Below are 13,304 nucleotides of genomic sequence, written 5' to 3' on the forward strand. Positions count from 1 at the left end.
GAGACTATGTGACGAATAAAAACTGGTCGGTAAAGCCTATCTAACATAATCTCAGGAAAATTTAAACAGGCTCTTACAATAATCAGTTCCCTTGATGTACCGTAAGTTGCGGGAATGGGAAATTGATACCTTTCTCATTAAAGGTTTCATAAATAGCCTTATTAATATCGAAATATACTCCCCAATAATCTCCATTGTTCACCCATACACGAGCTACCACATTCACACTGCTGGCATCCAGCGCATGAAGAGCAATAAACGGAGCAGGCTCGTTTAGGATACGTGAATCAGCCGCCAATATGTCACGGACAATCTGCTCTACCTTATTATAATCTTCTCCGTAGTCGATGCCGACAATCCATTCCACACGGCGAGTAGTCTGCGTGTTATAGTTGGTCACTACTCCGCTACTCATTGCGCCATTCGGAATATAAATCACTTTATTGTCTCCCGTAGCCAGAATAGTATGGAAGATCTGAATTTCCTTCACTGTCCCCGAAACGCCCTGGCTTTCAATCCAGTCACCTACTTTGTAAGGTTTGAACAGCAACACTATCAGTCCACCGGCAAAATTCTGCAAATTACCGGACAGCGCCATACCGACAGCCACACCGGCAGATGCCAACAGAGCCGCAAAGGAAGTAGTTTCGACACCCAGCGCACCGACAACTGAAATGATTAACAGAATAGTCAATGTTATATTTACAAGACTTTTGATAAAGGTCTTAATACTTATATCTACTTTCCGTCTATCCAGAAGACGTCTGATAAATTTGTTAAGCATTGAAATAAGGAAACGTCCTATGATAAAGACGATTACCGCTATCAAGATACGTTCTCCGGCACGGATACCGAAGTCGACCAATTGTTTGGTTATTAACGAGAGTTTGTCCAAGCCTTCAGCATTAGCTATGGTTTGGACAATCAATTTATCTGCGGCCACTTGCACGGAATCCGCCGCCTGTGTTGCCTGAAGTAATAGTAGCATAATTTAGAAATATATTAAAATGAACAAATCGTAGTTTCTCTATTTCAACAAATTACAAAGTTATATTGTTTTTAGCAAATCTAAAAGTTTTTTTTGTTTTACTCCTGCAAAAGCCGTATTTTTGCAACCGATTCACTGGTAGGGGTGCCTTAACATGACGGGCTGAGAACATACCCATAGAATCTGAACCGGGTAATGCCGGCGTAGAGAACTAATTAATAAGCAAGATGAAGAAAATTGGATTGATGGCCATCGCCTTATTAGGCGCAGGCATCACTGTTCATGCACAGACGAGTGCAAAGGATAGCGTGAAAGTCGTAAACCTGCAGGAAGTGCAGGTAGTATCCACCCGTGCCACGGCAAAAACTCCGGTGGCATTCACCAACGTTAAAAAAGAACAAATTAGTAAACAGAACTTCGGACAGGACATTCCTTTCCTTTTATCTACCACCCCTTCCGTATTGACCACCTCGGACGCGGGAGCAGGCGTAGGATATACCACCATCCGTGTACGTGGTACTGATGCTACCCGCATCAATGTCACCGCCAACGGTATCCCGATGAACGACTCCGAAAGCCACGCCATCTTTTGGGTGAACACTCCCGACTTCGCTTCTTCTCTGGAAGATATACAGATTCAACGGGGTGCCGGAACGTCTACCAACGGTTCGGGAGCATTCGGCGCCAGCATCAATATGCGCACCCAGAGTATCTCTTCCAAGCCTTACGCGGAAGTTTCAGGCTCTTACGGTTCATTCAATACGCATAAGGAAACGGTAAAGGTAGGAACCGGCCTGATTAATAAATACTGGGCATTCGATGCACGCCTCTCGAATATTCAGAGTGACGGTTATCGCGACCGTGCCTCATCGGACTTGAAATCATATTTCGTACAAGGCGGATATTTCGGTGAGAATACGACGATTAAGTTTATCACTTTCGGTGGAAAAGAAAAGACTTATCATGCCTGGGATGGTATCAGTAAAGAACAGTTGGAAAATGACCGGACATACAACCCGAACGGAATCATCCTCGATGACAATATAGGAAAAGGAAATCCCATCGGTTTCTATGATGACCAAATGGATAATTACCGCCAAACGCACTATCAACTTTTGCTTAATCACATTTTCTCTCCGGCATGGAACCTGAATATTGCTTTCCATTATACCAATGGTTTCGGCTATTATCAGGAATACAAAAACGGACGCAGCTTGGAAGAATATGGATTGAAGCCTTTCTATCTCCCGGGCAATAGTGAGCCGCAGAAGAAAACGAATCTTGTCCGCCAAAAGTTAGTGGATAGCAACTTCGGCGGCGGCATCTTCTCACTGAATTATCAGAATGAGAAGCTAAACGCTTCTTTCGGCGGTGGCCTGAACCGATACAGTAACGACCACTATGGAAAAGTGATATGGGTGAAAAACTACACTGAACAGCTCGACCCTGAACATGAATATTATCGCAATACTGGTGGAAAGACGGATGGTAACATTTATCTGAAAGCCAATTATCAGCTAATCGGCGGGTTAAGCGCTTATGCCGACCTGCAATACCGTTATATCCATTATACGATTGATGGAGACAATGATAAATGGGACTTCACCGCAACTCCCGAACGCTTGCAACGGCTAGATGTCAAGGAGAACTTCAGTTTCTTCAATCCGAAAGCCGGACTTTTCTGGCAAATCAATCCCAACCACAGTGCCTATGCGTCTTTTTCTGTGGCACAAAAGGAACCTACCCGTAATAACTATACGGACGGAATGTTCGACAAATATCCCAAAGCGGAAAAGTTGCTGGATTATGAATTAGGATATACCTATCGTAACGAATGGGTTACGGCAGGTGTCAACTTATATTATATGAACTATACCGACCAATTAGTATTAAACGGGAAAACCAATGATATAGGCGAAGCCATGGCGGAAAACGTGAAGGACAGTTACCGAATGGGAATTGAGTTGGCGTTCGGCGCAAAATTCAACGACTGGTTGCGTTGGGACATCAACGGAACATGGAGTAAAAACCGCATTAAAGATTATATGGGTTACGTATATGATGAAAGTCTGGTGAATGGAGAAATCGTTGATAACTTATGGACACAGACAGCTATTAAAAGGGGGAACTCTCCTATCTCTTTCTCTCCTTCTTTTATCGGAAACAGCCTGATTACCCTCGGCAGCAACGGATTGGAAATTTCCCTTCAATCTCAATATGTCAGCCGCCAATATCTCGATAACTTCGGTACAAAAGAAAACTCGCTAGATGCCTATTTTGTCAGCCATCTCAGTGCGTCGTACTCTTTCAAGACCCGTCATACAAAAGGAATTACCATAGGAGCTACCGTTTACAACTTGTTCGATACAAAATATGAAACGAACGGATACTCGCAAAGTGTCGCCCTTTACGAAAACGGAGACAAGACAAAACCTTATGTGACAAAGCACGACCCACGCTTCTATCCGATGGCAGGCACCAATATATTGACACATATTACTTTCCGTTTCTAAACAGGTTTGAATGATGGAAATGAATTTTCTTGAAATATTCGGTACGATTGTCGGTTTAGTCTACCTTTGGTTGGAATATCGGGCAAGTATCTATCTTTGGATAGCGGGGATTATCATGCCTGCTATCTATATCTTCGTATATTATAAAGCAGGATTATACGCTGACTTCGGCATCAATATCTACTATCTGATAGCCGCCGTTTATGGCTGGTTCTTTTGGATGTGGGGGCAACGAAAAGGGAAGCAGACTCAATCTGCCAATGCTGAAACAGGCGATGATAAACCGAAAGCACTCCCTATCGTGCATACACCGTGGAAATGCTATCTTCCACTTCTGCTGATATTCATCGTTGCCTTTATCGGTATTGCCTGGATACTCATTGAATACACGGACAGCAATGTACCATGGCTGGATAGCTTCACCACGGCACTGAGCATTGTCGGCATGTGGATGCTGGCACGCAAATATATCGAACAATGGTTTGCCTGGATACTTGTAGACATCGTTTGTTGCGGACTGTATATTTATAAAGACCTTTATTTTACCTCTGCTTTATACGGACTTTACTCCATTATAGCTATCTTTGGCTACTTCAAATGGAAAAAATTAATGAGCATACAACAATGATAAACGAAGACTATACGCCCGAAGCCGTGATATTGGCTAACGGTGAATATCCTACTCACACTCTTCCCTTGCGAATATTGAAAGAAGCTAAATTCGTAGCTTGTTGTGACGGTGCAGCCAATGAATATATCTCTCGTGGACATACACCGGACGTGATTATCGGTGACGGTGATTCTCTTTCACCAGAATATAAAGAACGTTTCTCTTCTATCGTACACCAGATAGCCGACCAGGAAACGAACGACCAAACCAAAGCTGTTCTCTTTCTGCAAGAGAAAGGATTCCGCAAGATTGCCATTGTCGGAGCTACCGGCAAACGGGAAGACCATACGCTGGGAAATATCAGCCTGCTGATTGACTATATGAAAGAGGGCATGGAAATAAGGACAATTACGGACTACGGTGTATTTATGTCTGTGAACGGTACACAGACATTCGAGTCCCATCCCGGACAACAGATTTCGATTATCAATTTCGGAGCAAAAGGATTAAAGGAGGAAGGATTGGTTTATCCGCTCAGTGACTTCACTAATTGGTGGCAGGGTACGCTTAACGAAGCAATAGCCGATGAGTTTACCATTCATTGTACAGGAGAGTATTTGATATTCCTAGCTTTTGTGTAAACTACATTTAAACGGCAGACTTGTACCAAGCCATTGTCACAACTGTGCCACCGTGTTGGCACAGCCGTGACACCTCAATGGCACAACCGTGCCAACACGGTGGCACAAACTCATTCCTAAGAAGAAAATTAAAGCGTCAGCAGATACTTCTTGAAGTCCGCAAAGTCTTTTGTCATTTGAAGGCTCTTCTTCTCGCCTTTCATAAATTCCTGCAATTTGGCAGGTATTTCCACCGTTTCACCAATGATACTTTCTACCGTTTCGAGGAACTTGGCAGGATGGGCTGTTTCGAGGAATACACCTGTTTCGCCCGGTTGTAAACCTTCTGCCAATGCACGATAGCCACATGCCCCATGAGGGTCGAGCAGATAATGGTGTTCTTTCCAAGTCTCTTTCACAGTTTCACGGATTTGTTCGTCGGTATAGGTAGTTCCCGAAATCTCGGCGGAGATAGCAGCATGAGAACCTTTATACAAATCGAGTACACGGGCAAAGTTGCTCGGGTCGCCTACATCCATGGCGTTAGCGATGGTTGCAATAGACGGACGCGGGTTGTATTCGCCTGTTTGCAGGTATTGATAGAAAATATCGTTGCGGTTATTGGCAGCAATAAAACGTTTCACAGGCAATCCCATTTTCTTACCGAACAGACCGGCAGTGATATTTCCGAAGTTTCCGCTAGGCACACAGATTACTGCATTGTCAGCTTTTCCGGCGCGCTTCAACTGGGCGTAAGCATAGAAATAATAGAATGCTTGCGGCAGGAAACGGGCTACATTGATGGAATTGGCAGAAGTCAATGATAGATGTTCATTCAGCTCCTTATCCATGAAAGCAGCTTTTACCAATGCCTGGCAATCATCAAACGTTCCGTCCACTTCGAGGGCGGTGATGTTCTGTCCCAGTGTGGTGAATTGCTTTTCCTGTATTTCGCTGACTTTTCCTTTCGGATAAAGCACATATACATGAATACCGTCCACACCCAGAAAACCGTTAGCCACAGCACTTCCCGTATCACCGGAAGTGGCTACCAGTACATTTACATTCTTCTGACCTTCCTTCTTAATAAAGTATCCCAGCAGACGCGCCATGAAACGACCGCCCACATCTTTGAAGGCTAGTGTCGGTCCGTGGAAAAGTTCGAGTGAGTAGATATTCTCCGCTACTTTCACCAAAGGTACATCGAAACTTAAGGTATCATATACAATCTGTTTCAGAGTATCGGCAGGAACGTCCTCACCGAAGAAAGCATCGGCTACACGATAAGCAATCTCCTGGAAGGACAAGCTTTCAATCGAATCGTAAAAATCTTGTGGAAGCGGTTTGATGGACATAGGCATAAACAGCCCTTTATCGGCAGCAAGTCCTTTCACCACCGCTTCTTGCAGTGAGGCATTAGGCGCTTGTTTATTCGTACTATAATATTTCATGGGATGATATTTTTAGTGCTCACTACAGATTACACAGATTTACACAGATATTTTCTCTATTATTACATAATACAAAAGTCTCTTTTCATTTCAAATCTGTGTAATCTGTAGTGAACATTATTTCATAAATTCTTTAATGAACTCGTCTTCTTTCAACACACCATAACTACCATTGCAGGCAGATACTTCGTCGTAAGTTTGCACCTCGTCCGGCTCAATTCCCGGATACCAGATAAGAAACGGGATAGGGTCGGCAGTATGCGTACGAAGTTCGCAGGGAGTAGGATGGTCAGGCAATACGGCTATTGCTACCGGTTCATCCCAATCTTTCACTGCTTCATAGATAGGTCCTACGGCACGTTTATCGAGATTCTCGATAGTCAGGAGTTTCAAGTCGATGTCTCCTTCGTGTCCTGCCTCATCACTGGCTTCGATATGCAGATAAACAAAGTCGTCTGTCTTTAAGGCTTCCAAAGCGGCGGCTACTTTGTTTTCATAATTCGTATTATAAAGTCCGGTGGCTCCTTCTACTGCGATGCGGCGTAAGCCTGCATAGTAACCGATTCCGTTTATCAGATCGACTGCCGAAATCACCGCACCTTTTTTCACTTGCGGGAAAGTTTCGGAGAAAGTAGTCATCTGCGGACGATAACCGGGGCTCCAGGGCCAAATACTATTGGCGGGGTCTTTACCTTCAGCTATACGTTTCAAGTTCAACGGATGATTCTTCAACAGTTCCTGTGATTTTAGAATCAGGTCGTTAATCAGGTCAGCCGTTTCTTGTGCTTCCGGGACCAATGGTTTCACCATTAGCGGACGGAAAGGCTTCAAAGGCACATCGTGCGGTGGAGTACAGTCCAGTTCCTTGTTTCCCCCTTTGATAACCAACAGGTGGCGGTACTGGACTCCCGTATGAAAACGCACGCGGTCGTTGCCCAGTTTCTCTTGCAAGTATTGAATCAATACGTCCGCTTCTTCCGTAGATATATGCCCGGAGGAGTGATTCTTCAGAATCTCTCCTTCCACACAAATCAGGTTACAACGCATTGCCATCTCGCCCGGTTTCAGATCCACGCCGATACTGGCAGCTTCGAGCGGACCACGGCCTTCGTACACTTTCGGAAGATTATATCCCAACACAGACATGTTGGCTACTTCACTACCTGGATGGAAACCTTCTGCCACGGTAATCAGGCGGCCGTTACGTCCCATACGGGCCAACTGATCCATATATGGCGTCTTTGCATATTGCAGGAGCGTCTTGTCCCCTAATGACTTCACTGGCCAGTCGGCCATTCCGTCTCCCAATATGATGATATGCTTCATAAGGCTTTAAACGTTTGCGATGCTCATGATGTCGGCAAATACTCCGGCAGCCGTTACTCCGGCGCCGGCGCCGTATCCCTGAATCATCATCGGATATTCTTTATAACGTTCTGTAGTAAGCAGGATAATGTTGTTGCTGCCTTCCAAGCCGTAGAACGGGTGGTTGGCGCCTACTTCCTGTAAGCCGACAGAGGCTTTTCCGTTCTCCAGTTTGGCTACGAAACGCCAGTGTTTATTTTCTTTCTCCAATACCTGACGGCGAGCTTCAAAGTCTGCGTCGAGACTTGGAACACGTTTCCAGAAATCTTCCAGAGAACCTTCGAAGAAATCGTTCGGAACAAAGAGGTTCTTTTCTACGTCTTCCTGTTCGATGCGGTATCCGGCTTCACGTGCCAGGATAACCAGTTTACGGATGACGTCTTTTCCGCTCAGGTCGATACGCGGATCCGGTTCGGAGTAGCGTTCTTCCTGTGCCATTTTGATGGTACGGCTGAAAGGAATATCGGCACTGATTTTATTAAAGATATAGTTCAGTGTGCCTGAAAGCACTGCTTCAATCTTCAGAATCTTATCGCCGCTATGAATCAGGTCGTTGATTGTATTGATAATCGGAAGACCTGCACCTACGTTTGTTTCGAACAGATATTTCACGCCACGTTGGCGGGCAATTGTTTTCAGTTCGCGATAGTTTTCGTAAGCAGAAGAAGCGGCAATCTTGTTGGCTGCTACCACAGAGATATTGTGTTGCAGGAAATCTTTGTAAAGCGATGCAATGTCAGCGCTGGCGGTACAGTCTACAAAGACGGAGTTAAAGATGTTCATTCCGATAATCTCGTCGCGAATGGTTTGCAGGTTACTTTCTTTTCCTTTCTCCAACAGTTCCTGACGGAAATTAGAAAGGTCGAAACCTTCACGGCTGAACATTGCCTTGGCAGCATCAATGACACCTACCACATGGAGTTTCAATCCGTTTTCCATCATAAGTTTCTGCTGTTGGCAACGAATCTGTTCTACGAGACTGCCACCTACCGTACCGATACCGCAGATAAAGAGGTTCAATACCTGGTATTCGGACAAGAAGAAAGAGTCATGGATGACGTTCAGTGACTTGCGTAAGGATTTGGAATCGACAACAAAAGAGATGTTGGTTTCCGAAGCACCTTGTGCACAAGCGATTACGTTGATACCATTGCGTCCCAACGTACCGAATAGCTTACCTGCGATGCCCGGTGTATGTTTCATATTCTCGCCTACAATAGCAACAGTAGCCAAATCGCTTTCCGCGAGAATCGGAGAAATCTCGCCCATCTCTATTTCTTTGGCAAATTCTTCGTTCAGCACTTCGCAAGCCAGGTCGGCATCGGCATTACGCACACCGATGGAAGTACTGTTTTCCGATGAAGCCTGGGATACGAGAAATACACTGATTCCGTTCTTTGCCAGTGCCTTGAAGATACGGTAGTTGACACCAATTACACCCACCATACCGAGTCCTTGAACAGTAATCAGGCTCGTATCGTTGATGGAAGAAATACCTTTAATGGCTTTGCAATGCGGATTGGAAACTTCCTGTTTGATAATAGTTCCTACTCCGTCCGGATTGAATGTATTCTTTATTATAATAGGTATATTCTTGTGGCATACCGGATAAATAGTCGGCGGATAAACTACTTTCGCACCAAAGTTACAAAGTTCGGTTGCTTCCACGTAAGTCAGTTCGGCAATCGTATAAGCCGTTGAGATGACACGCGGGTCAGCCGTCATGAAGCCGTCCACGTCCGTCCATATTTCCAGGCTGTTAGCATCAAGCGCTGCAGCAATGATGGATGCCGTATAGTCTGAGCCACCACGACCGAGGTTCGTCACATCACCTGAGATTTTATCAGAAGAAATGAATCCGGGCACTAACGCCACTTTCGGAACGGATTTGAAAGCCTCTTTCACTAACTTATGGGTCAGTTCCGCATCCAGTGTATGTTTATTATGTTTCTTTTCAGTCTTGATAAAAGTGCGCGAATCGAACCATTGTGCCCCTTCAATCAGTTCGGCAACGATAATGGACGAAAGACGTTCTCCATAGCTGACAATTGTATCCGATGTCTTCGGTGAAAGGTCTTTAATCAGATAGATTCCCTGGAAAATGTCTTTCAACTCGTTCAGCAGTTCGCCAATCTGACGTTGCAACGAGGTTTGTTTTTCTCCGGCAGGAATCACTTCCTTAATCATTTCCATATGACGGTAAACGATTTCGCGGAACTCGCCTTCATAGGCCGAATCTCCCACTGCCGCCATCTTCGATGTGTTTATCAATTTGTCAGTGATGCCCCCCAATGCGGAAACAACTACAATTACCGGCTCACTTGCCGACTCTACGATTCTCTTTACGCTTAAAATGCTGTTCACGGAACCTACGGACGTTCCGCCGAATTTCATTACTTTCATGAAGATGCTTATTTAAATGCAATGCCCTGTGTATAGTTTTACAGAACGATTGGTTGTTTACGAATAAAATTGAATTTGAATTTTGCCTGTTTATACAAGCGTGAATCACGTAGATACACAAAACTATCCATCAACCCCTAAGGGTCATGGTACACATCGATGTGACTGTATGTGGATAGTACTTCATCATCATAGTCCTGTTTCTACTCTTGTTTTTGATAAGTGTCGCAAAAGTAATAATAAAAACGTTCAATCTATCACTTTTTCCCGTTTTTTTCTGATAAAAAGAATATTCCTCATTCTTTCCGCCTTGTGTTTTCCCTTTACTTTTATGACATTTTGCTATTAATATACCATTTATATTATTATATTTGCGAAAACAAACGCAGAAATCAGCCTATGAACCAGCCAAAAACTTCCGTATTGCTAATATATACCGGTGGAACAATTGGAATGATTGAGAACACCGTGACAGGCGCATTGGAGAGTTTCGATTTCGAGCAACTCCAGAAGCACGTCCCCGAATTGCAAAAATTCAGCTTCCCGATTGATACGTATCAGTTCGACCCGCCTATGGACTCTTCGGACATGGAACCGGATATGTGGCGGAAACTTGTTTCCATTATTCACGAGAACTACGACCGTTATCAGGGATTTGTCATCTTGCATGGCACGGATACGATGGCGTACACTGCATCTGCACTTAGTTTTATGCTGGAAGGGTTAGACAAACCTGTTATCCTCACAGGTTCACAACTTCCCATAGGTGTACTCCGCACAGACGGAAAGGAAAACCTGATGACCAGCATCGAGATTGCCGTCGCACAAAATAAGGAAGGGAAAGCGCTCGTACCGGAAGTATGTATCTTCTTTGAAAACCATCTGATGCGGGGAAACCGCACGACGAAAATGAATGCCGAGAACTTCAATGCGTTCCAGTCTTTCAATTATCCGGTGTTGGCAGAAGCGGGGATTCATATTAAATATAATAATGTACAGATTCACGTAAATGATAAAGAGCGGGAATTGAAGCCTCATTATCTGCTAGATACCAATGTTGTGGTACTGAAACTCTTCCCAGGCATCCAGGAAAATGTGATTGCCGCCATTCTGGAGATTGACGGACTCAAGGCTGTCGTGCTCGAAACGTACGGTTCGGGCAACGCTCCCCGGAAAGAATGGTTTATCCGTCGGCTTTGCCAGGCTAGCGCACGTGGTATCGTGATTGTCAACGTGACACAATGCAACGCGGGGACGGTAGAGATGGAACGTTACGAAACGGGATACCAGTTATTGCAGGCGGGCGTTGTCTCCGGTTATGACAGTACGACAGAATCGGCTGTCACTAAATTAATGTTCCTGTTAGGACATGGATATACACCGGATGAAGTGCGCGACCGGATGAACCGTTCGATGGCGGGAGAGATAACTCTATAGGGGTCATCTATTTCTATTAGGCAGGAATAACTTATTTCTAATAAATTATCCCTATTTTTGTACCCTACAAGAAGAAAGGAATTTCGATGGCAAAAGAGAAAACCGTATATGTATGCAGTAATTGCGGACAGGATTCACCGAAATGGGTGGGTAAATGTCCGTCGTGTGGAGAATGGAATACGTATGTTGAGGAAATCGTACGGAAAGAACCGACCAACCGCCGGCCGGTGTCGGGCATTGAAACACAGAAACCCAAACCACTGGCACTTAGCGATATTGAAGTGGACGACGAGCCACGCATCAATATGCACGATGATGAGTTGAACCGTGTGTTGGGTGGCGGACTTGTGCCGGGTTCTCTTGTCCTGATAGGCGGCGAGCCGGGAATCGGCAAATCCACACTCGTCATGCAGACCGTACTGCACATGCCGGAAAAGAAGATTCTTTATGTGTCCGGTGAAGAAAGCGCGCGCCAACTGAAACTTCGCGCCGACCGCCTTTCCGGTGTTTCCAGCGATTGCCTGATTGTTTGTGAGACTTCGCTCGAACAGATTTATGTGCATATCAAGAATACAAATCCCGATTTAGTGATCATTGACTCTATACAGACTATTTCAACTGAGAGTATCGAATCGTCTCCCGGAAGCATTGCACAAGTCAGAGAGTGTTCGGCATCTATTCTTCGTTTCGCGAAAGAAACGCATACGCCTGTGTTGCTGATCGGACATATTAATAAGGAAGGAAGCATTGCAGGGCCTAAAGTATTGGAACATATCGTAGATACCGTCCTTCAATTTGAAGGCGATCAGCATTATATGTATCGTATTCTGCGCAGTATCAAGAATCGTTTCGGCAGTACGGCAGAGCTAGGTATTTATGAAATGCGTCAGGACGGGTTGCGTCAGGTAAGCAATCCATCGGAGCTATTGCTGAGTCAGGACCATGAGGGAATGAGCGGAGTAGCCATCGCTTCTGCCATTGAAGGAATACGCCCGTTCCTGATTGAGACACAGGCTTTGGTCAGCTCTGCTGTTTATGGAAATCCGCAGCGTTCGGCAACCGGTTTCGATTTGAGAAGAATGAATATGCTGCTGGCTGTACTCGAAAAACGTGTCGGATTCAAACTGGCGCAAAAAGATGTGTTTCTGAATATTGCCGGAGGACTGAAGGTAAATGACCCGGCTATCGACTTGCCGGTTATCAGCGCTATCCTTTCGTCCAATATGGACGCAGCCATTGAACCGGAAGTTTGCATGGCGGGAGAAATCGGACTGTCGGGAGAGATTCGACCAGTGAACAGAATAGAGCAACGTATCGGTGAAGCCGAGAAATTAGGATTCAAACGTTTTCTGTTGCCGAAGTATAATTTACAAGGGATTGACACCAAGAAACTGAAGATTGAGTTAGTTCCGGTGAGAAAGGTGGAAGAAGCGTTCAGAGCTCTATTCGGATAGATTCACCACAGAGGACACTGAGGACACAGAGGAATAATGAACTAAATAATAAGTAATGATACAGGACATTAATGTCTTAACAAATAAAGTTTTAGGATTGGCTTTTGAAGTACATACCCAATTGGGAGCAGGTTTACTTGAAAGTACGTATGAGAGCTGTTTGTTTTACGAATTAAAAGAAAATAATATAAATGTGGAAAGACAAAAGAAACTACCCATAATCTATAAAGGAATTCAATTAGATACAGATTACAGAATAGATTTGTTGATAGACAATCAGCTCATTATAGAACTGAAAAGTGTTGAAGCACTACAACCTGTACATTCTGCACAATTACTAACGTACATGAAACTTAGTAACCTGAAATATGGATTATTACTAAATTTCAATGTACCTCATTTAAAACAAGGAATTAAACGTTTCATTCTATAAAATTAAACTCTGTGACCTCTGTGTCCTCTG

10 protein-coding genes and 1 riboswitch are annotated in these 13,304 nt (G+C 44.5%); of the genes, 6 read left to right on the plus strand and 4 right to left on the minus strand.

Annotated features, from left to right (window positions below):
• Positions 1–82 precede the first annotated feature (82 nt).
• On the minus strand, positions 83–988 hold the full coding sequence (locus NSB03_RS14245) for a mechanosensitive ion channel family protein (RefSeq protein WP_257466455.1): 906 nt from the start codon (positions 986–988) through the stop codon (positions 83–85).
• A gap of 130 nt (positions 989–1,118) precedes the next feature.
• A riboswitch (TPP riboswitch) is annotated at positions 1,119–1,215 on the plus strand.
• On the opposite strand from NSB03_RS14245, the gene NSB03_RS14250 reads away from it, so the two are divergent.
• From NSB03_RS14250 to NSB03_RS14260, 3 genes are read left to right on the plus strand one after another with little or no spacing between them, the layout of a single operon-like run.
• Positions 1,216–3,501 carry a TonB-dependent receptor gene (locus tag NSB03_RS14250; protein ID WP_257466456.1) on the plus strand — a complete coding sequence of 762 codons (2,286 nt, stop codon included), beginning with the start codon at positions 1,216–1,218 and terminating at the stop codon, positions 3,499–3,501. It begins immediately after the preceding riboswitch.
• Between the two features lie 13 nt (positions 3,502–3,514).
• Positions 3,515–4,129, plus strand: a complete 615-nt coding sequence (pnuC, locus tag NSB03_RS14255) for a nicotinamide riboside transporter PnuC (protein ID WP_024987848.1) — start codon at positions 3,515–3,517, stop codon at positions 4,127–4,129.
• Positions 4,126–4,752 (plus strand): thiamine diphosphokinase, encoded by a 627-nt coding sequence (locus NSB03_RS14260; protein WP_024987847.1) that lies wholly within the window; start codon positions 4,126–4,128, stop codon positions 4,750–4,752. Before pnuC ends, NSB03_RS14260 begins: the two co-directional genes overlap by 4 nt.
• A gap of 128 nt (positions 4,753–4,880) precedes the next feature.
• On the opposite strand, the gene thrC is transcribed toward NSB03_RS14260, so the two are convergent.
• From thrC to thrA, 3 genes are all read right to left on the minus strand, one after another.
• On the minus strand, positions 4,881–6,182 hold the full coding sequence (gene thrC / locus NSB03_RS14265) for a threonine synthase (protein WP_024987846.1): 1,302 nt from the start codon (positions 6,180–6,182) through the stop codon (positions 4,881–4,883).
• Between the two features lie 117 nt (positions 6,183–6,299).
• Positions 6,300–7,508 (minus strand): cofactor-independent phosphoglycerate mutase, encoded by a 1,209-nt coding sequence (locus NSB03_RS14270; RefSeq protein ID WP_024987845.1) that lies wholly within the window; start codon positions 7,506–7,508, stop codon positions 6,300–6,302.
• A gap of 6 nt (positions 7,509–7,514) precedes the next feature.
• The gene (gene thrA, locus NSB03_RS14275; protein WP_024987844.1) at positions 7,515–9,950 is read right to left on the minus strand and encodes a bifunctional aspartate kinase/homoserine dehydrogenase I; all 2,436 of its coding nucleotides are present in this window, start codon (positions 9,948–9,950) and stop codon (positions 7,515–7,517) included.
• Between the two features lie 399 nt (positions 9,951–10,349).
• On the opposite strand from thrA, the gene NSB03_RS14280 reads away from it, so the two are divergent.
• The 3 genes from NSB03_RS14280 (at position 10,350) to NSB03_RS14290 (ending at position 13,274) form a co-directional block, all read left to right on the plus strand.
• Positions 10,350–11,387, plus strand: a complete 1,038-nt coding sequence (locus tag NSB03_RS14280) for an asparaginase (RefSeq protein ID WP_121766735.1) — start codon at positions 10,350–10,352, stop codon at positions 11,385–11,387.
• An 86-nt stretch (positions 11,388–11,473) separates the two neighbouring features.
• Complete coding sequence (gene radA, locus NSB03_RS14285; protein ID WP_024987843.1) at positions 11,474–12,841, plus strand: DNA repair protein RadA; 1,368 nt, start codon at positions 11,474–11,476, stop codon at positions 12,839–12,841.
• Positions 12,842–12,899: 58 nt separating this feature from the next.
• Positions 12,900–13,274 carry a GxxExxY protein gene (locus NSB03_RS14290; protein ID WP_024987842.1) on the plus strand — a complete coding sequence of 125 codons (375 nt, stop codon included), beginning with the start codon at positions 12,900–12,902 and terminating at the stop codon, positions 13,272–13,274.
• Positions 13,275–13,304: the final 30 nt, after the last annotated feature.

Source organism: Bacteroides acidifaciens (assembly GCF_024623065.1).
GTDB classification, from domain to species: Bacteria; Bacteroidota; Bacteroidia; order Bacteroidales; family Bacteroidaceae; genus Bacteroides; species Bacteroides acidifaciens.